Source organism: Micromonospora sp. R311, assembly GCF_056780015.1.
On sequence record NZ_JBSWCE010000068.1, the window covers coordinates 1 to 16,760 of the forward strand.

Here is a 16,760-nt window from a genome sequence, read left to right on the forward strand (position 1 = left end):
TACACGCGATGACCCACCCGGTCACCGCACCCCTGAAAACCAGCTAACCAACTCTCCATCAAACCCGGGGCTTGACAGTGCCCCCTCTTTCCGCTGCTCAACGCAAGCTTGCGCGACTGGCGTAACTACTACTGCGACAGTGCGGAGGGTTGGCGGACGTGTGCTCGGTACGAGCTGTCCCGGACGGGCCAGCTCGTACCGATCACGCTCCTGCCGAATGGAGCCGACGCGATATATCTGAGGCGCATCCCCGCCGGTGACGGGTCGGACGCGGCAAGCCAGACGCCTCCGTCACGGCTCGATCCGGGGTCCTCGCAGCGGTTCGAGCCGGTACCGGCCCGGGAGCCCAAACCGCTACCGGCAGTCGCTCAAGGCTTCAACCCCGGGTCGCCCACACAGGGTCCGCACCCCTGCGGAACCCCATCGACCCCACCGACGCCTCCACGGGTCCGGTGGTGGACCCGACTCGCAGAATGGATTGCAGGTCCCGCATGACTGAATACTGGCCCTGGTGGGCCGGTGCTGCCGGGCTCGCCCTCACCACCATCAACTACGCCGTCACGACCGATCGATCCTTCGGGATCTCCGGCGCGTGGGACCGCGTGCTGCACTGGCGCGCCGAACGCCGTGTCGAACGGGTGAACGCCCAGTTCGCTGACGAACGTGTCCTCATCGAGGCTATCGCCGCAGCCACCGCCGACCAGTTCGGCGCCGATTCGGCTGCACCTGCCGCGCGTTCCGCCCCACACCGGGACGCGCGGACCCCGGGACAGGACGTGCGGCCGCCAGCGGCGGGGAACTCCTCTCTGGCGAGCCTGCTCCCGGTGCCCTTGGTCAGCCAGGTCGCCCTGCTCCTGGCGGTCTTCGTCGGCGGGTGGGTGGCGGCGGTTACCAACGGCCGATTCCAGCTCCGCCTCGACATGGGCGACGCCTTCGGCCAGATCGTGACCGACAAACCGATCGCGATGATCGGCGCGCTGTTTGTCGGCGGTGTGCTCGTCGGCTTCGGCACTCGTCTCGCCGGAGGGTGCAGCAGCGGTCACGGGCTCAATGGCTGTGGCCGGCTGCAGCCGGTCAGCATTGTCGCGACTGCCGTCTTTTTCGGCACCGGCGTCCTCGTGTCGATCCTGCTGTGGAAGGTGATCTGATGCGTACGCGGGGCGGGATGCTCGTAGCCAACATCATCGCTGGGCTGGCTCTCGGCTACACCGTCGCGAACATCGGGTTCGGTGACTATGCCGAGCTGAACCGCATGTTCACCTTCCAGGATGTTCGCATGTTCCTGGCCTTCGCCGGCGCCGTGGCGATCATCGTCGTGGTATTTGCCGTGTTGCGCGTCCGCCGCACTCCGGGGCGGATCCATGCCGGTGTGGTCCCCGGCGCGGTGCTGTTCGGCACCGGCTGGGCGATCTCGGGTGGCTGTCCGGCGATCCCGATCGTGCAGGTCGCCAGCGGGTACCTCCCCGCCTTGGTCACGATCGCCGGCATTGTCGTCGGCATCCGGCTCTGCCGCTGGGCCAACGCGAGGTACTTCCACCTCGACAGCGGATCCTGCGAGCGGTAGCCGAACGCGAGCGACTCGGACACGACGACCTGGTGCAACGCCGGTTCACCGACGACGCCCCGAACCGGCTGTGGCTGACCAACATCACCGAACACCCCACCGGCGAGGGCAAGCTGTACCTGTGCGCGATCAAGGACGTGTATTCCGGCCGGATCGTCGGCTACTCCCTCGACTCGCGGATGCCTGGCCGTCGCGGCGAGGCCAGCGGGAGGAACAAGTCCCACGGGGGGCGGCCGGAATACGGCAGGAAGGGGCCGCGGCGGATCGGCGCGTGGTCGACGTCCAGCTCTCGCCGACCCCACCCCTCAGTGCTCGGCACCAGGACAAAACTGTGTGGCCTCGCCAGCCCGCCCCGCCCTACCTTGTAACTGGATCTTTCTTCTCCGACCCACTCACGAGAGGACTTCACCCCGCGTGACGCCGCCTGCTCTTTAGACCTGACACCTTCCCCGTGCATCGGTCGCCGACGTCGCCGTCGGCTCATTTTCCATGCCTTCCGTCAGGTCTTCAGAGAGATCATGTCTACGCGTCCTCATATCATTTCGTCCTGGACCCTTCGGCGCACGGGCCTTCCCCTGCTCGCCTTCCGCTGCGTCCGCTGCCTTTCCGGCCCCGCCAGCACCGGCGACGGGAAGTTCCGCGTCAATGCCAACGGCAAACTCCCCGACATCCGGCTCCTGGTCGCCTGTGTTTCCCGCGACCGCACCAGCAGGATCACCGTTCACCATCGCGTCCTGGAGCGGTACCTGGATCCGATCCTTCTAAAGGGCTACTCGGGCAACTCCTCTCCTCTAGTCGCCCGCGTCCTTCTCGACCCGCTGATCGCCCAGCGCAACCGGTTCGCCCTGGAGTGGGACTCATGCTGGGAACTGCTCGCCCTGTCCCCTCCCGAAAGGCACTGGCCCGTCCAGGTTTCGGGATTCTTCGACGACCCCGTATCCCTTCGCCCCGAACGGTTCATCGCGCAGAGGGCTGGGCATCAGCCGCGGGGAGATCGCTCGCTGCGTCAAGATCCGCATTCCGCTAAACCACAGAACTCACCGGGACTTCTCGTTCGTCCTGCTATGAGCCGCCGCGGTTGGCCCGGGCCGGGGAAAGAGGCAAGGTGGCCCTGCCCCGGACTGCATCACGCGGCGGTCCGCGCGCGGTCGCTCATGACCGGGCGCGAACGAAGGTCAGGGCCGGCCCGATACCGGCGACGAAGGTGAACGCCCGGGTGACTACGTCCGGACGTGTCGATGCTTGGCGTTCACGTCGTGGCACCGGCCCGGCTCTCAGTTGGGTGGCGGGAAGGGCTGGGCCGGATCCTTGCTGTATAAATTCCCGCGGGTCCGTCACGTCGGTTCGACGGGTAGCCACAGCTCGCAGGTCGCGGTGCTGAAGTCGTTCGCGCGCTCTAGGACCGCAACGATCGAGGGCCCCGGCCGCAGGCGCCACGGGTTGGAGGGGAACCACTCGGTCGCGGTCGCGGCCCAGGTGCTCTGCAGGGCCTGCGGATGGGGTCCGGCGGTGCGGAAGACCGCCCACCTGCCGACCGGCACCTCGATGGCGTCGAGGTCGTTCGGGGCCGGCGTGTCCCCGGAGACAGCGACGCCGTGCAGGTAGGTCAGTTCGCTGCCCTCGGTGCCGTCGGGGTCGAGGTCGTCACAGACCTGCAGCAGGCCCGCGGGCTCGGTGTCGCCGAGGGCCTTAAGCCGCAGATGCTCCTGCGGTGGCAGTGCGGTGATGTGCTGCTGGATGTGCGGGTTGATTCCCTGGTGGATCAGCGGAACGCGGGCTGCGTGTCCGACGAGCCGGAACGCGGGGCGGTCGAGGATGCGGGTGTCCATGGGGGTGCTCCCTTCGACGCTCAGGCGGAACCTGAGCTGAGGTTGGATGCGGAGAGGGCCTCCGTCGCGGCGAACGTCACCGGGGTTGGCGCCGTGGACCGCCCGGAAGGCACGTCCGAACGCCTCGGTCGAGCCGTATCCGTGCCGGACGGCGATGGCGAGCAGGTCGTCCTCGCCCCGGACGACGTCGGCAGCGGCGACGGTCATCCGGCGCCGGCGCACGTACTCCGACAGCGGCATGCCGGCCAACGACGAGAACATCCGGCGCAGGTGGTATTCGGTCGTGCCGAGCGCCCTGGCCAACCCGTCGACGTCGAACTCCCCGGTGAGGTGCTCTTCGACGAGGTCGACAAGCCGGTTGAGTGCCGTGATCACGAGGCCTCCTTTCGATGTCAAGCCTGGCCGAAGGACCTCGGGCGCGCCCGACCGTAGAGGTCCGGTCCGATCATGTGCCTGGAACGTCGCGGCGCTAAAGCACGCTCAAGCCGCTGGTAGGGCGCGACATCTGTGAGCGCGCCCGGTTGACCGCTGGGCCGTGGGAGCAGGTTGGCAGCGTCTGAGGCCCGCAGTCACTGGCCAGGTGTCGGCGTCAGCGGACGGGCGCCCCGGGGTGCAGGCACGACCTGCGGCGCCATCCATCCGCGTACGAGATCGTTAGGGCTGCAACGGCAATCAAGACTGGAGCGCGACGGCTCGCAGGGCGATGTCGATGGAGGCGTGGAGATCTTCGCGGTTCGCGCCGGCGGCGGCGTGGACGGCGTGGCCCTCGCTGAGCGCCATCACGAATCGTGCCAGCGCCCGGCGCCGCTGTCGAGAGCGGCGCGGTAGCGGTCCAGTCGGGTGGTGCAGGTGGCGAGTTTTGCCGAGAACAAATGCACTGGACACCGTCTCTCCACGTCGTTCCCGAGCGGGGAACTGGCCAGCTCGGCTGCAAGCACGACCAGGCACACTTCCCGGCGACCCCGGACCGGCCCCGAATCCTTCACCGGCTGACCGGGCGGCGTCCGGCTGTGTCCTGAAGGGCTCGCCTCGCCGAGGAACTCTTCGACGGCCGCGCGCCGGCGCAGCCGGCACCGGCCGACACGCTGCTCGCCGCGCGAGCCGTTCCCGGCGTTGGTCGCGCACCACCGGGCGTGTGCGGCCTCGATGAGCTCTTCTGATGTCTGGTTGCCGGGGTGGGTGGTTGAGGACGCGGGCAGTGACCTGCCCTGAAGGGGTGTTCGCCCCCGGGTGCGTTCATCCCCGGAGCATCGGCTCCGACCGTGAGGCCTCCGCGGGCCGAGCCCACGCCTGTGGAGTGGTCTGCCTCACATGCTGTTAGAACGATCGGTCACGCGGTGTCTTGAGGCTGAACCCCTGGAAACCGAGGAGCCACTATGACTGGGAACATTGATGTGGTCGTGATCGGCGGCGGGTACGCCGGTGTCATGGCGGCCAATCGCCTGATGCAGCGCGACGATGTGGCCGTTACGTTGATCAATCCGCGCCGGACGTTCGTCGAGCGGATCCGCCTGCACCAGGTGGTGGGCGGGTCCGACGACGCTGTCGTCGACTACCGAGAGGTCCTGGCGGAGGGCGTCCGGCTGGTGGTCGACACGGTGACCCGGATCGACGCGGCCGAGCGCAGCGTGACGTTGGCGGCCGGCGGCTCGGTCGGCTACGACTACCTGATCTATGCGGTGGGCAGTGGCAGCGCCGACCCGGACGTGCCCGGAGTGGCCGAGTTCGCCTACCCGATTGCCAGCCTGGAGGAGGCGCAGCGGCTGCGGTCAGTCGTCGACGTCGCACCGGCGACGGCCCCGGTGACGGTTGTCGGAGCCGGTCCGACCGGCATCGAGACCGCCGCCGAGTTGGCCGAGGCGGGCCGTACCGTGACCCTGGTCTGCGGCGGGGTGCTTGGCCCGTATCTGCACGCGCGGGGTCGGCGCTCGGTTGCCAAGCGGTTGACCAGGCTCGGTGTGACCGTGCTCGACGGACCCGGCGCGAAGGTGACGGCAGTGACTCGCGATGCCGTGCGGCTCGGCGGCGGCCGCGAGTTGCCGAGCGAGGTGACCATCTGGACCGCCGGGTTCGGCGTGCCGGACCTGGCTGGCCGCAGCGGGCTGAGCACCGACGCGCTGGGCCGCCTGCTTACCGATGAGACGTTGACGAGCGTGGACGACGTGCGCATCGTCGCGGCTGGGGACTCGGCGGCACCGTCGGACCTGCCGTTCCGGATGAGCTGCCAGGCCGCGACGAGGATCGGCGCACACGCCGCCGACACGGTGCTGGCCCGGATCGCGGGTGAGCAGCCGACGCCCATCAACCTGGGGTTCTTCGGCCAGTGCATCAGCCTGGGGCGGCGCGCCGGTCTCTTCCAGTTCGCCTCGAAGGACGACACCGCGAACGGGTTGTACATCGGCGGCGGCCCAGGCGCGAAGCTCAAGGAGTTCGTCTGCAAGCACACCGTCAAGCATCTGGCGGACGAGGCACGCAAGCCCGGCTCGCTCACCTGGGTCAAGGACGACAAGCGCCAGGAGTTGCTGCGGGCCAAGCGTGGCGGGGCACTGCCGACCCGCTGAACGGACAGCCCGGGGCCACGCACCGGCGATCCAGCTCGAACGGCTACCAACCACCGAAGGTGTCCATTGGAGCTCCGCCCGTTTCGGATGGTCCCAAGACACCGGAGTCACCTACACGAGGCAGGGATAGACCGCATGAACCTCGCTCTTTGGATCGCCACCGGACTGCTGGCAGCAGTCTCCCTAAGCGGCGGCCTCACCAAGACGCTCGTACCCAAGCAGAAACTGACTACGCTAAGAGGCGCGGAATGGACCGGACACGCCGGCGTCGGCTTCATCAAGACGATCGGCGTCCTCGAACTCCTAGCCGCGGTTGGCCTGATCCTGCCCGCCGCGCTCGACATCGCACCGTTCATGGTGCCGGTGACAGCCGTCTGCTGGGTTTTGCTCATGGTCGGCGCGACGATCATCCACGTCCGCCTTGGTCAGTTCAAGTTGGTCATGGTGAACCTGGGCTACGTTGCGCTTGCAGCCTTCATCGCGTGGGGCCGCTTCGCTCTTGAGCCTTTCACCGGCTGACGAAGATGTGCCGCTGGCGGGGCGGCGCCGTGTTGGCGCCGGTGACCCGAAGCACGGGCCGCCCCGGCGGCTTCGGCCGGGCTGATCGGCTGCTCGCCGGCCAAACGCACCCGACAGACCCTGGATCAGGGCACGAGCGCGGCCTCGCCGGTCCTGCCAGAACCAGAACGTCGTCAGCAGCACAGCCAGCCCAGCCAGGATCAGGACCTTGCTGTAGATGCACCATTGAGGCCTTCGGCATCCAGGGTCGCCCGCGAAGAAGAAGGGTCGAGACATGAGCCACGCCACTGACCCGGCGACCGACACCTTCGTCGCCCACCGCAACCTACTCTTCACCGTCGCATACGAGATGCTCGGATCGGCGGCCGACGCCGAAGACGTCCTCCAGGAAACCTGGCTGCGGTGGATCAAGGTCGACACGGAACACGTGCGCGACCAGCGCGCCTACCTGGTCCGGATCACCACCCGGCAGTCGCTCAACCGGCTGCGCGCAATGAAACGCCGCAAGGAGGCCTACGTCGGCCCCTGGCTGCCCGATCCGCTGCTCACCGCGCCGGACGTGGCCGAGGACGTCGAGCTCGCCGAGAGTGTGTCGATGGGGCTCATGATCGTCCTGGAGACGCTGTCGCCGACCGAGCGCGCCGTCTTCGTGCTGCGCGAGGCCTTCGGTGTCAGCTACGACGAGATCGCGGCCGCTGTCGGCAAGAGTCCTGCGGCCGTGCACCAGATCGCGCACCGTGCCCGCCAGCACGTCGATGCTCGCCGCCCCCGCCAGGCGGCCTCCGTGAGCGAGACCCGGGCGGCTCTGGGAGCGTTCCAGCGCGCGGTCGAAACCAGGGACCTGCAGGGTCTCCTCGACGTGCTCGCCCCTGACGTGACCCTGGTGGGCGACGGCGGCGGCGTCAAGCAGGCCGTGCTGCGGCCGATCATCGGCGCTGAGAAGGTGGTCCGTCTGTTCTTCCGCGGTCTAGGCAAAGTCGAAGGCACGCTCACCGGTGAACCGACCGTGGTCAACGGCAACCCGGCACTCCTCGTACGCCTAGACGGCGAGATCGACGGCGTCATGGCGATCCGTGTCGAGGACACCCGCATCACCGGCCTCTACTACGTCCGCAACCCCGAGAAGCTGACCCACCTCGAAGCCGAAACCTCACTCACCTTGCGATGAATACCGGTGCCGGAATAGCCACCTGGGAATCAGGTACAACGCCGAGGTAGTGCGCTGCGGCTGGTGTGCCGGTCAGGTGGCCGAGCAGGCTCCGGACATCGATACCACCGAGATCGCTGACACCGTCGCCACGAGGCCGCCCATCAAGCAAGGTCGCGTGCACGCTTCTGCCGCGATCCGCTCGTGCCGAAAGCGGTGCGCCGTTGTCATCGGATGTTGGATTGCGCGCTCACCTGGGCGACGACGAGGAGCGTGGGTCGGGCCGCGGCTTTCTGCGCCGTTCAGGACGGGTACGCGTTGCCAGGCGTCGTTGCGATCAGTACATCGGCCACCGGTTGCCAGCCGAGCGTCATGTACAGACGCTGACCGTCCTCGCTGGCGATGAGAATGCCCTGTTCGACGCCTTCTTCGATCGCGCATCGGGCTAGTGCACCCATGACCGCGCTGGCTAGGCCCTTGCGGCGATGAGCCGGCGTGGTTTCGATCCGGTCTGCGACCGCATCCGTACCGGCCAGTCCCATCGTCCCGCGCGCACCGACCTCGCCCGACTCGTGCCGTACCGTCGCCGTGACCAGGCTGTCGCCGCCGTGCGAGTCGACCTGGGTCAGGAGCCGGTACGGTGCCACGGGCATGTTCTGCGGATGCCCGCGAAGATCGGCTGTCATCAGTAGTTCCGAGTGCTTGAGCACGATCAGGCCGGCGGCCACCAGAGCCGAGGACGCCCTCGCCGGATCGGTGGTGGGCACCGTCAGCCATGTGACGGCGTCCTCGCCAGCGACTAGCTCAGCCAGCGTGGTGAGCGACGCGAGGTCCTCGTCGGCGTCGAGCGCGACATACTCGATGTCGCGGCCGGGCTGCATGCACCGGACCCGCAACGCGCCGCCTACGTCTTCGGCGACGGGCAGCGCGCGAGCCACGCCCCAGCCGCGCTGCCAGCGGACGATGAGATCTCGCAGGTTGCTCACCCATCGAGTAGATCACTCGCACAGGAGCGGCCCGCCAGGTCCGGGGGCGCAATGAGCCCGAGGTCACCTGCGCGGATCTCGCCGCCGTCCGTGCGCGCTGGCCCGTCGCCCGCAGCGACAGCCCGTTAGGTGGCGGCCAGCGTCGGCGGCGTCCTGAACTGCCGATGTGCGGATACTCGCGGCGTGCCGGATCGCGCGGGTTGATCGATCCTCCACGGTTGCCTTCCACCGGGACGCACGCTCGGGCAAGATCTGCTCGTGATCTCAGCCATCCATGAGCTCCAGCTGGCCTTCGACGAGGCTGAGCTACACGCGGACACCGACGCGCTGAACGCGTTGCTGGCCGACGACTTCCGATCCATTGGTGAGCAGGGCCACGTGCTGGACAAAGCCCAGTGGGTCGGCAAGTTCGCCGAGTTCGCCTACACAAGCTTGGCGAGCAGCGAGATCGAGGTGTGTTTTTACGGTCACGCGGCCATCGTCCGGTGCATCCAACGCAGTCGATCGGCCTGGCGCGGGCAGGAGATGGCGTTGACGGTCCGCGTCAGCCAGACCTGGGTCGAGCTCCCCGACGGCTGGCGGCTGGCCGGCATCCAGTTCAGCTCCTTCGGCGGCGAGTGACGGCGCGGTGCACGCTCATGCCGCCGAGTGCGCGCGGTCGGTCAGCTGGCTGCGCGTGCCCACGGACGCTCGATCCAAGGGTTGTCATCGAGGTAGGCCGTGAGCCTGGGGAAACGAGCCTCGCCCGGCTCTATACGTAGGTCCGAGCCGGCGTCACTCAACACGGCCATCCGCAGCTGCCGCTGATGATGTGTTTCGGCGTCGACCGGTACCGCGGGCCACCACCGAACGGGTCGGTGCGCTCGGCCCGATGCTGGCCGGCTGGCCTGGGCGGGCGTGGTGGGAGGCCTGCCCGCCTCGCTCCACCCGCACGCCACGATGCGGTGGCGAGCGGTCGTCAGACGGCCAGCCGACGGGCGATGACGGGGATCACGATTGCGGCGGCGATCAGGTGTGCGACCACGAGCGTGCACTCGGTGGCGAGATTGGCGTCGACGAGGAACGGTGGTACGAGCGACAGCGCGGTGAGTGCCACAGCGGTGCGGACCCAGGTGCGTGACGGCTCGGACGCCCAACGGCGGATCGCCAGGGCGATAAGGATGCCCACGAGGCTGAAGGTGAACGTGAGCTGTGTGAAGCCGACCAGGGGAATCGATTCGCCGCCGTCGGGGAGTTCGAGATCGACACCGGCGGCCATCGCGAGGGCCGCGACGGCCGTTACGGTGACGGCAGCGGCAGCCGCCGCGGCCAGGCCGGGCAGGAGCAGCCGGCGGCGCTGCTGGCCGTGCGTGCTGAGCCGGTCGGTGGGGGCGGTGGAGGTCATGAGCATCCTTTCGATCTGTCGGCGTTCTCGGTGTCGGCTCAGGCGTGGCTGGGCCGGATGTTGTGGTTGAGGTGGAAAACGTTCTGCGGGTCCCAGATGGTCTTGAGGGCGGTGAGCCTGGCGAGTTTGGCGGCCGGGTATGCGCGGCGTACCCCGCGTTGCCCCTCGTCGGCGGCGAGTGAGTTGACGTAGACACCGTCGGCGTACGGGTCGAGCGCGGCTCCGGCAGTGCGAGCCGCTGCCATCCGGGTGTCATCTTCGGTTGGGTCGGTCCAGCGGGAGTTGGCGCCGAACTCGAACACGGTGCCGCGGTGGCTGAACGCGGCGTCGGCGTCGGCGACGTCGGCGATGGCGCCGCCGTGCGCCTGCAGGCCGACGCCGGGCAGTTGGGTGCCGGCGTGTAGGTCTGTCGCGCCGCGTAGCAGGAACGCCTCGATCGCCGCGGAGGGGAACTGCCGCAGGTAGTGCGCGCTGGAGTATCGGCGGTAGGCGTGGCCGCCAGAGGTGTCGTCGCGTTGCTGGAGTTCGAGGTACGACGGCGTGGTGACCCGCTCGGCGACCGGGCGCCCGAGCGCGCGCATCGCCGGCAGCAAGCGGTGACCCCGTGCAGGGTCGCCGACCCATACGAAGCCGACGGTGGCGATAGGGCCAATGGCCGTGCCGCGGACATCGGCGGTGAAGGTCGCCTGCCGCGGCGCGACGGCGTTGAGGTCCCGCCAGCCTTCGAGCACCGGCACGGCGTCCGCGGCGCGGAAGTCGAACTCGGCGACCAGGGTCTGCGTTCCGGTGTGGTGCAGTTGGAAGTCGAAGTCGGTGACGATGCCGAAGTTGCCACCCCCGCCGCGCAGTCCCCAGTAGAGGTCGGGGTTCTCGGTTCGGCTCGCGGTCACAACCTCCCCCTCGGCGGTGACCATCGTGTAGGAGACGACGTTGTCGCAGGCCAACCCGTGTTGGCGGGCGAGCCAGCCCATGCCGCCGCCGAGGGTCAGGCCACCGACCCCGGTGTGCGAGACGTTACCCGCGGTCGTGGCGAGGCCGTATGGCTGCGACGCCCGGTCGAGTGCGCCGAGCAGCGCGCCGCCCTGGACCCGGGCGCGCCGCCGGATCGGGTCGACTCGAACGCCGTTCAACGGAGTCAGGTCGATCATCAGGCCGTTCGCGGGGACGGCGAGGCCGGCCACGTTGTGCCCACCGCAGCGCACCCCGATCTCCAGGTCGAGTTCGCGGGCCAGGCGCACCGCGGTCACCACGTCGGTGACGCTCGCCGCCCGCACGATCATCCGCGGGCGGCGGTCAATCATGGCGTTCCATACGGTGCGGACCGCGTCGTAACCCGGGTCGCCCGGGGTGAGGAGGCGGCCGTCGAAGCGAGGGCTGGTCGCTGTCGTCATACGTCTGAGCCTGACGGAAATCGGTACACCGGGTAAGGTCCGATTGCATGGGCCGAACCAGGACCAATTCGAGCACGGCGGAGGACCTGCTCATCGATGTCGACCGGTCCGCGGCCGAACCCCTGCACCGGCAGATAGCCGCCTCGATCCGGGGCAGCATCCGGGCCGGCCGGTTGCGTCTCGGAACCTCCCTGCCACCCACCCGCACCATCGCAGCCGATCTTGGAGTGTCCCGCGGCGTCGTGGTCGAGGCCTACCAGCAACTCGTCGCCGAGGGCTACCTCACCAGTCGGGCGGGCGGCTACACCCAGGTCGCGGTCGAGCCGGCTCCGACGCCAGCGGGTCGCCGCGCCGGGGATCGGCCGGCGGCCCGGATCGACTTCGGCTACGGCCGCACCAACGTGTCGTCGTTCCCCCGGGCGGCCTGGCTGCGATCGGTGCGAACGGTCCTCACCACCACACCGAACGAACGCTTCGCCTACCTCGACGGGCGTGGCGTGCCCGAACTGCACGCAGCCCTGACCGACTACCTCAACCGCGTCCGTGGCACGTCGGCCCGCCCGGAAAACGTCGTGATCTGCAGTGGCTACGGCCAGGGCGTCGCGCTGCTGATCCAGGTGCTCGCGGCGCGCGGCGCCCGCCGGCTGGCCGTCGAGGACCCATCCGCGGACGACGACGCCCGCCTCGTCGCGGCCGCCGCCGGCCTGGACGTGATCGGCGTCCCGGTCGGGCCGGACGGCATTCTCGTCGAGGAACTGGAACATACCGACGCGGACGCCATCGTGCTGACGCCCTCGCACCAGTGGCCCACCGGCGGGGTCCTCTCGGCCACCGCCCGGGCCCGGGTGATCGGCTGGGCGCAGCGTCGTCGCGCCGTGGTGATCGAGGACGACTACGACGCGGAGTACCGCTACGACCGCTCGCCCGTCGGCGCCATGCAGGGGCTGGCGCCCGACACCGTCGTGTATTGCGGCACAGCGAGCAAGACCCTGGCGCCAGGGCTGCGCCTCGGCTGGCTGCTGGCACCGTCACACCTTGTCGACGACATCACGGCGGCCAAGGTGCTGGCCGACCGCGGCTCTCCCGTGATCGATCAACTGACCTTCGCCGACTTCCTCACCCGCGGCGAATTCGACCGGCACCTGCGGCGCATGCGCCCGGTCTACCGCCGTCACCGCGACGTGCTTCTGGCCGCACTGCGCACACGGCTGCCCGAACTGGAACCGGTCGGTGTCGCGGCGGGCCAACACGTCGTAACCTGGCTCCCGCACGACCTCGACGAGGCCGCGGTCGTGGCCGCCGCCGCCCGGCACGGACTGGTCGTGCAAGGCGTCTCCCAGTACCGACTGAGCCCCGCCGGACCCGGTGGGCTGATCTTCGGCTATGCCACCCTCACCGAACGCGCCATCACAGACGGAGTGGAAGCCCTTGCCGACGCGGTCGCAGAGGTCCGAAGCTCTCAGCGGTCCGCGCCATCATCGCCAGAAACGGCGCCCGACCCGACGCCCTGAAGGGACCGCATCAGCGCACGGCGTGGGTTACGACCCGACTTGGCTCACGTTCTGGGTTCTCTGGGCCGGCTTGAGGCTGTGACCTGCATGTTTCCGGCTCGCGAGAGCAGAACCTGCGCACTAGTCTCCACGGTCGTTCGGTGCCTATGGCACAGTCCTGAGTGTGCCGTTGGACGAGCTGCCGAACTGGTTGCCGGCTTGGTGTCTTGACCATCTGGGGGGCGAACCCGCCGGCGTGCTGTTCCAGTCGCAACAGGTCTCGATGGTGTTCGGTCTGCGGTTGGCCGGTGGCAGGGACGTCGTGGTCAAGGCGCGCGCCGACGACGGCCGGGCCGGGTCGTGTGTCGCGGCGCAGGCCGGGCTGGCCGAGCGCGGGTTTCCGTGTGCCCGGCCGCTCACGCCGGTGGTCGGCGTCGGTGCGCTGGCCGTGCACGCCGAGGAGTACCGGCCCGGCGGCGAGGTGTTGCGGGGGGACTCGCCGGACATGGCCTTGCGCTGCGCAGAGGTGTTCGTCCGGCTGACGGCCGCGCTTGCCGGCGTTGCTGTCGCGCCGCCGCTGCCGAATCCGCCCTGGGTGCGCTGGGACCACACCGATTCTGGGGTGTGGCCGGCGATCGACTTTCTCGACAGCCGGGACCAGAGTGTCGTGTCCGAGCACATTGTCCAGACGGCTGAGCGGGCCCGGAGGCGGCTGCTGGCCGCCGGCTTGCCGTGCGTGCTCGGCCACGCCGACTTCGAGGCGCAGAACCTGCGGTGGCAGGGTTTGCGGGTGTGGGCGGTGCACGACTGGGACAGCCTGGCGTGGCAACCGGAGGCAGCGCTGGTGGGAGCGGCGAGCGGGTCGTTCGCCAGTGCCGGGCCACCCACGCTGGCGCCGATCGAAAGCTCCGAGGCGTTCCTGGTGGCTTATCAAGACATTCGAGGGTCCTTGTTCACGGGCGTGGAGCTGGAGATCGCGTGGGCGGCGAGCTTGTGGATGGCTGCGTACAACGCCCGGGAGATGGCACTGTGCGGTGGCACCCCGGCGGGCGGCGATGCGCTGCGGGCGCAGGCAGCCGAACGCCTCCGCCGGGCTAATGCGTAACATCAGCACGCCTGATCCGGCAGTCAACCTGGCCCGGTGGCAGGTGCTCAGCAACCGCAAGGCTGAATCGTGGCGGCTTTCGACGGCGAGTTGATTTTCGATGACCTGCCGAACAACAAGGGCTGCCGCATCGAAGCCCGGCTGAATGGCCCGAAGATCGCTGATCAGCAGACCTGGCCTGAGGTCATCGATTGGATGATCGACAGCCAAGAGCGTCTTCGGCACGCGGCGGCTGCTGTCGGAGGGGTCCCGAGCGTGATCGCTCCTTCTGCCGCCTGCCGCCTGCCGCCTCAGCTCTCACGCCGTATCTCGCCGGCTGCGACTACCTACACCAGCCCCGCGAGCGTCTCCAGGCACACCGACACATCGCCCCACCGGCCGCTACGACGAGTCTTGACGATCCGCACGGTCGGCACGAAGCCCAGCGCCGAGCAGCGGCAGTGGGCTAGCGAACAACTGCGCGCGCCCTGGCAAGTCTCGAACTGCTACGGCCCGACGAGCGATAGCCCTCCACCCACCGGATCGAGAGAAGCATCCTGGACAACCTCGGGTTGGAATCGTGCCGATCGCGGGCGCGCGACGGATCGAGCCTCCGACGTCCACCGCTGCGTGGAGGCCAGAACCGCGCGCCACCCGCCGTCCGCTATCCGAGCGTGAGCATCGCCTCGGTGACCTCGCCGACCGCCGCATCGGGGATCGCAGTGGCAGCCTCCTTGAGGACGAGCAGCCGTGCCCCGGGGATCTCGTGCGCGATCGCCTCGCCGTTGCTGACGGGGAAGAACCGGTCGCGGCGGCCGTGGACGACGAGCGTGGGTACCTCGATCTCGGGCAGGCGCTCACGCCAGCGCGGTGTGCAGTCGAGCCTGGAAAACACCATGCCCATCTGGTTGGCCATCTGGACCGGTGGTGCGGTGCCGGGCGTGCGGTCCCAGATGCGCGCGGCGATTGCGCGCGCGGCCACGGGGTCGTCGCCGAGGATCTCCGCGCCGGCGGCGGCGAACGCCGCTACCGCCTCGCGGTCGGTCCAATCGGGCATCGGACGCGCGAACAGCCGGCTCATCGTCGCCTGGTCATGGTCGGGGAGGTCATCGTCGGGCGGGCCAGGGGCAACCGCGCGGGTGCCGACCAGGGTGAGCGCCGAGAACGCGCCCGGATGGTCGAGCACGGCCACCTGGGCGACCATCCCGCCGACGCCGATCCCCGCGAGGTGCGCGGGCCCCCCGCCGAGCGTGTCAGCAAGGGCCGCCGCGTCGGCGGCGAGGCCGCGCAGGGTGTAGGCGGGCGCCTCCGGATCCGTCGTTGTCGACTCCCCGCTGTCGCGCAGGTCGTAGCGCACCACACGGCGCCCGCCGGCGGCGAGGCGCTCGCACAGCGCGTCGGGCCAGGAGAGCATCGTCGTCCCACCCGCGAGCAGGACGAGTGGCGCGTCGTCGTCACCGAACGACTCGATGCCCAAGGCGATCTCATTGGCGTGAACAGTGGTCATCGGATCACCGGGAGACGTCGTAGGTCAGGTGCGTCGCGGTCGATGTCGAGATCACGCTCCGCTGCACCAGCGTACGCGGCGCTGCGCCGGTGAACAGTGGTGTCCCGGCGCCCAGCACGATGGGCGCGAGGTGCAGCGTCAGCGCGTCGACCAGCCCGGCGTCGAGCGCCGAGCCGATCGTGGCGCCGCCGCCCATGAGGATGACGTCGAGGTCCTTGCCGCTGTCCGACGACGCCGCCTCGGCTCGCTCGCGCGCGGCGGTGACGGCGTCGGACAGACCGGTGGTGACGAACGTCCAGTCGAGGTTGGTTGTCCGCACCGACTCTGGCGGCGAACTCGTCACGACGACGAACGCGGGCTTGCCGACCTCGCTGGCGCCGTAGCCGGACGTGTCGTCCCAGCCTTTCGGCCCGTCGACCACGTCGAAGAGGTGGCGGCCGAGGATGACGGCGCCCGAGCGGACGGTCCCCTCGCGCAGGATCTGGCGGTCGTCGGGGTCGTCGGAAAACGCCCACGTGTGCAGGGCCTCGCCGCCGGTTCCCAGACCGTTGTCCGGGCTGGGGTCGGGCCCGGTGACGAAGCCGTCGAGAGAGACCGAGATGTCAGCGATGATTCGAGTCATGCCAGGGCAGACCCGATCCGCCGCCCAAACTCATCGCTCACGCAGGAAGCATGTGGCGGATGCGAACTCGATAGCACGACGCGCGAGGCGGCACGTCGGACGTACCGCGGACGATCGCCCCGAGTACCCGCTGATCATCGGTGTGTCAAGACTGAAGATCTTGTGGTGCCCAAGCGGGCCTGGCAGAAGCTGTTGGCCGGGGCCGGCGCCAAGGGGCACCGCTGCTACGACTGGGCCGTCATCGACCTGGCCGAGCCCCGGCCAGGCAGCCACCGGCTGCTGGTCCGCCGTAACGCACCAACTCCGCCGCTTCACCTCGTGGTCTCGCTGGATCACCCTAGCCATGCTCGCCCACGCCTTCCTCGCCGTCGTCCGCGTCGACGAACCCGCCCACCGTCCCGCCCCGGACGGGCCCGTCGCGCTCACCTGCAACGAGATCCAGCGCCTGTTCACGATGCTGGTCGTCCAGCTGATACACGGTGCGGCCCACTGGCTCGCCTGGTCCGCCTGGCGGCGTCGCCACGGCCCGAGCCCAGGCCAGCCATCACCGGAGGCAAGCCGCGAATCAGACAGGAAGATCATGATCTACGGCTGGAGTACTAGACGAGTAGTTCCGAATCCCGGTCAGTGGTCGTAGGCGATCAGTGACCGGGTGACGGGTGCGCCGGTCTTGTTG

General features: G+C 69.2%; 16 protein-coding genes and 3 pseudogenes. 12 read left to right on the forward strand and 7 right to left on the reverse strand.

Features of this window, described 5'->3' with window-relative positions; genetic code table 11:
* The first annotated feature begins 491 nt into the window (after nucleotides 1-491).
* The 4 genes and pseudogenes from AC1WTP_RS33130 to AC1WTP_RS33145 all read left to right on the forward strand — a co-directional run bounded on the left by AC1WTP_RS33130 (nucleotide 492) and on the right by AC1WTP_RS33145 (nucleotide 2,772).
* Nucleotides 492-1,148: a YeeE/YedE family protein gene (locus tag AC1WTP_RS33130; RefSeq protein ID WP_481653172.1), complete on the forward strand. Its 657-nt coding sequence runs from the start codon at nucleotides 492-494 to the stop codon at nucleotides 1,146-1,148.
* The gene (locus AC1WTP_RS33135) at nucleotides 1,148-1,564 is read left to right on the forward strand and encodes a YeeE/YedE thiosulfate transporter family protein (protein WP_481653173.1); all 417 of its coding nucleotides are present in this window, start codon (nucleotides 1,148-1,150) and stop codon (nucleotides 1,562-1,564) included. Before AC1WTP_RS33130 ends, AC1WTP_RS33135 begins: the two co-directional genes overlap by 1 nt.
* A 20-nt stretch (nucleotides 1,565-1,584) precedes the next feature.
* Nucleotides 1,585-1,746: pseudogene (locus AC1WTP_RS33140) on the forward strand (DDE-type integrase/transposase/recombinase); the annotation flags it as partial.
* 336 nt (nucleotides 1,747-2,082) lie between these two features.
* Nucleotides 2,083-2,772 (forward strand): DUF1062 domain-containing protein, encoded by a 690-nt coding sequence (locus tag AC1WTP_RS33145; RefSeq protein ID WP_481653174.1) that lies wholly within the window; start codon nucleotides 2,083-2,085, stop codon nucleotides 2,770-2,772.
* Nucleotides 2,773-2,898: 126 nt separating this feature from the next.
* Here AC1WTP_RS33145 and AC1WTP_RS33150 read toward each other — a convergent pair whose 3' ends face one another.
* Nucleotides 2,899-3,768, reverse strand: coding sequence for an AraC family transcriptional regulator (locus AC1WTP_RS33150; RefSeq protein WP_481653175.1), 870 nt, complete (start codon nucleotides 3,766-3,768; stop codon nucleotides 2,899-2,901).
* 1,001 nt (nucleotides 3,769-4,769) lie between these two features.
* On the opposite strand from AC1WTP_RS33150, the gene AC1WTP_RS33155 reads away from it, so the two are divergent.
* Together AC1WTP_RS33155 and AC1WTP_RS33160 are read left to right on the forward strand one after the other, a co-directional pair.
* A complete protein-coding gene (locus AC1WTP_RS33155; protein WP_481653176.1) occupies nucleotides 4,770-5,954 on the forward strand; it encodes an NAD(P)/FAD-dependent oxidoreductase in 1,185 nt (394 codons plus the stop codon).
* Nucleotides 5,955-6,089: 135 nt separating this feature from the next.
* Nucleotides 6,090-6,473, forward strand: coding sequence for a DoxX family protein (locus AC1WTP_RS33160; RefSeq protein WP_481653177.1), 384 nt, complete (start codon nucleotides 6,090-6,092; stop codon nucleotides 6,471-6,473).
* Between the two features lie 123 nt (nucleotides 6,474-6,596).
* Here the strand turns inward: AC1WTP_RS33160 and AC1WTP_RS33165 are convergent.
* Nucleotides 6,597-6,680: pseudogene (locus tag AC1WTP_RS33165) on the reverse strand (DUF6458 family protein); the annotation flags it as partial.
* Nucleotides 6,681-6,747: 67 nt separating this feature from the next.
* Here AC1WTP_RS33165 and AC1WTP_RS33170 point away from each other — a divergent pair.
* Nucleotides 6,748-7,641, forward strand: a complete 894-nt coding sequence (locus AC1WTP_RS33170) for an RNA polymerase sigma-70 factor (RefSeq protein WP_481653178.1) — start codon at nucleotides 6,748-6,750, stop codon at nucleotides 7,639-7,641.
* Between the two features lie 281 nt (nucleotides 7,642-7,922).
* Here the strand turns inward: AC1WTP_RS33170 and AC1WTP_RS33175 are convergent, their stop codons facing one another.
* Nucleotides 7,923-8,606 carry a GNAT family N-acetyltransferase gene (locus tag AC1WTP_RS33175; protein ID WP_481653179.1) on the reverse strand — a complete coding sequence of 228 codons (684 nt, stop codon included), beginning with the start codon at nucleotides 8,604-8,606 and terminating at the stop codon, nucleotides 7,923-7,925.
* A gap of 258 nt (nucleotides 8,607-8,864) precedes the next feature.
* Between AC1WTP_RS33175 and AC1WTP_RS33180 the strand changes: the two genes are divergently transcribed.
* Nucleotides 8,865-9,227: a nuclear transport factor 2 family protein gene (locus tag AC1WTP_RS33180; protein WP_481653180.1), complete on the forward strand. Its 363-nt coding sequence runs from the start codon at nucleotides 8,865-8,867 to the stop codon at nucleotides 9,225-9,227.
* A gap of 337 nt (nucleotides 9,228-9,564) precedes the next feature.
* On the opposite strand, the gene AC1WTP_RS33185 is transcribed toward AC1WTP_RS33180, so the two are convergent.
* A complete protein-coding gene (locus tag AC1WTP_RS33185) occupies nucleotides 9,565-9,990 on the reverse strand; it encodes a DUF6069 family protein (RefSeq protein ID WP_481653181.1) in 426 nt (141 codons plus the stop codon).
* A gap of 38 nt (nucleotides 9,991-10,028) precedes the next feature.
* Entirely contained in the window at nucleotides 10,029-11,381 is a 1,353-nt protein-coding gene (locus AC1WTP_RS33190) for an FAD-binding oxidoreductase (RefSeq protein WP_481653182.1), read from the reverse strand.
* 47 nt (nucleotides 11,382-11,428) lie between these two features.
* On the opposite strand from AC1WTP_RS33190, the gene pdxR reads away from it, so the two are divergent.
* The 3 genes from pdxR to AC1WTP_RS33205 all read left to right on the forward strand — a co-directional run bounded on the left by pdxR (nucleotide 11,429) and on the right by AC1WTP_RS33205 (nucleotide 14,633).
* The gene (gene pdxR, locus AC1WTP_RS33195; RefSeq protein ID WP_481653183.1) at nucleotides 11,429-12,892 is read left to right on the forward strand and encodes a MocR-like pyridoxine biosynthesis transcription factor PdxR; all 1,464 of its coding nucleotides are present in this window, start codon (nucleotides 11,429-11,431) and stop codon (nucleotides 12,890-12,892) included.
* Between the two features lie 163 nt (nucleotides 12,893-13,055).
* Nucleotides 13,056-13,976 (forward strand): aminoglycoside phosphotransferase/kinase family protein, encoded by a 921-nt coding sequence (locus AC1WTP_RS33200; protein WP_481653184.1) that lies wholly within the window; start codon nucleotides 13,056-13,058, stop codon nucleotides 13,974-13,976.
* A gap of 69 nt (nucleotides 13,977-14,045) precedes the next feature.
* A complete protein-coding gene (locus tag AC1WTP_RS33205; protein ID WP_481653185.1) occupies nucleotides 14,046-14,633 on the forward strand; it encodes a DUF4268 domain-containing protein in 588 nt (195 codons plus the stop codon).
* Here AC1WTP_RS33205 and AC1WTP_RS33210 read toward each other — a convergent pair.
* Nucleotides 14,620-15,462 (reverse strand): alpha/beta fold hydrolase, encoded by an 843-nt coding sequence (locus tag AC1WTP_RS33210; RefSeq protein WP_481653186.1) that lies wholly within the window; start codon nucleotides 15,460-15,462, stop codon nucleotides 14,620-14,622. The two genes, AC1WTP_RS33205 and AC1WTP_RS33210, sit on opposite strands and share 14 nt — an antisense overlap.
* Nucleotides 15,463-15,466: 4 nt before the next feature.
* Complete coding sequence (locus tag AC1WTP_RS33215; protein WP_481653187.1) at nucleotides 15,467-16,084, reverse strand: dihydrofolate reductase family protein; 618 nt, start codon at nucleotides 16,082-16,084, stop codon at nucleotides 15,467-15,469.
* A 165-nt stretch (nucleotides 16,085-16,249) separates the two neighbouring features.
* On the opposite strand from AC1WTP_RS33215, the pseudogene AC1WTP_RS33220 reads away from it, so the two are divergent.
* Nucleotides 16,250-16,668 (forward strand): annotated as a pseudogene (locus tag AC1WTP_RS33220) (IS701 family transposase); the annotation flags it as partial.
* Between the last annotated feature and the right edge of the window lie 92 nt (nucleotides 16,669-16,760).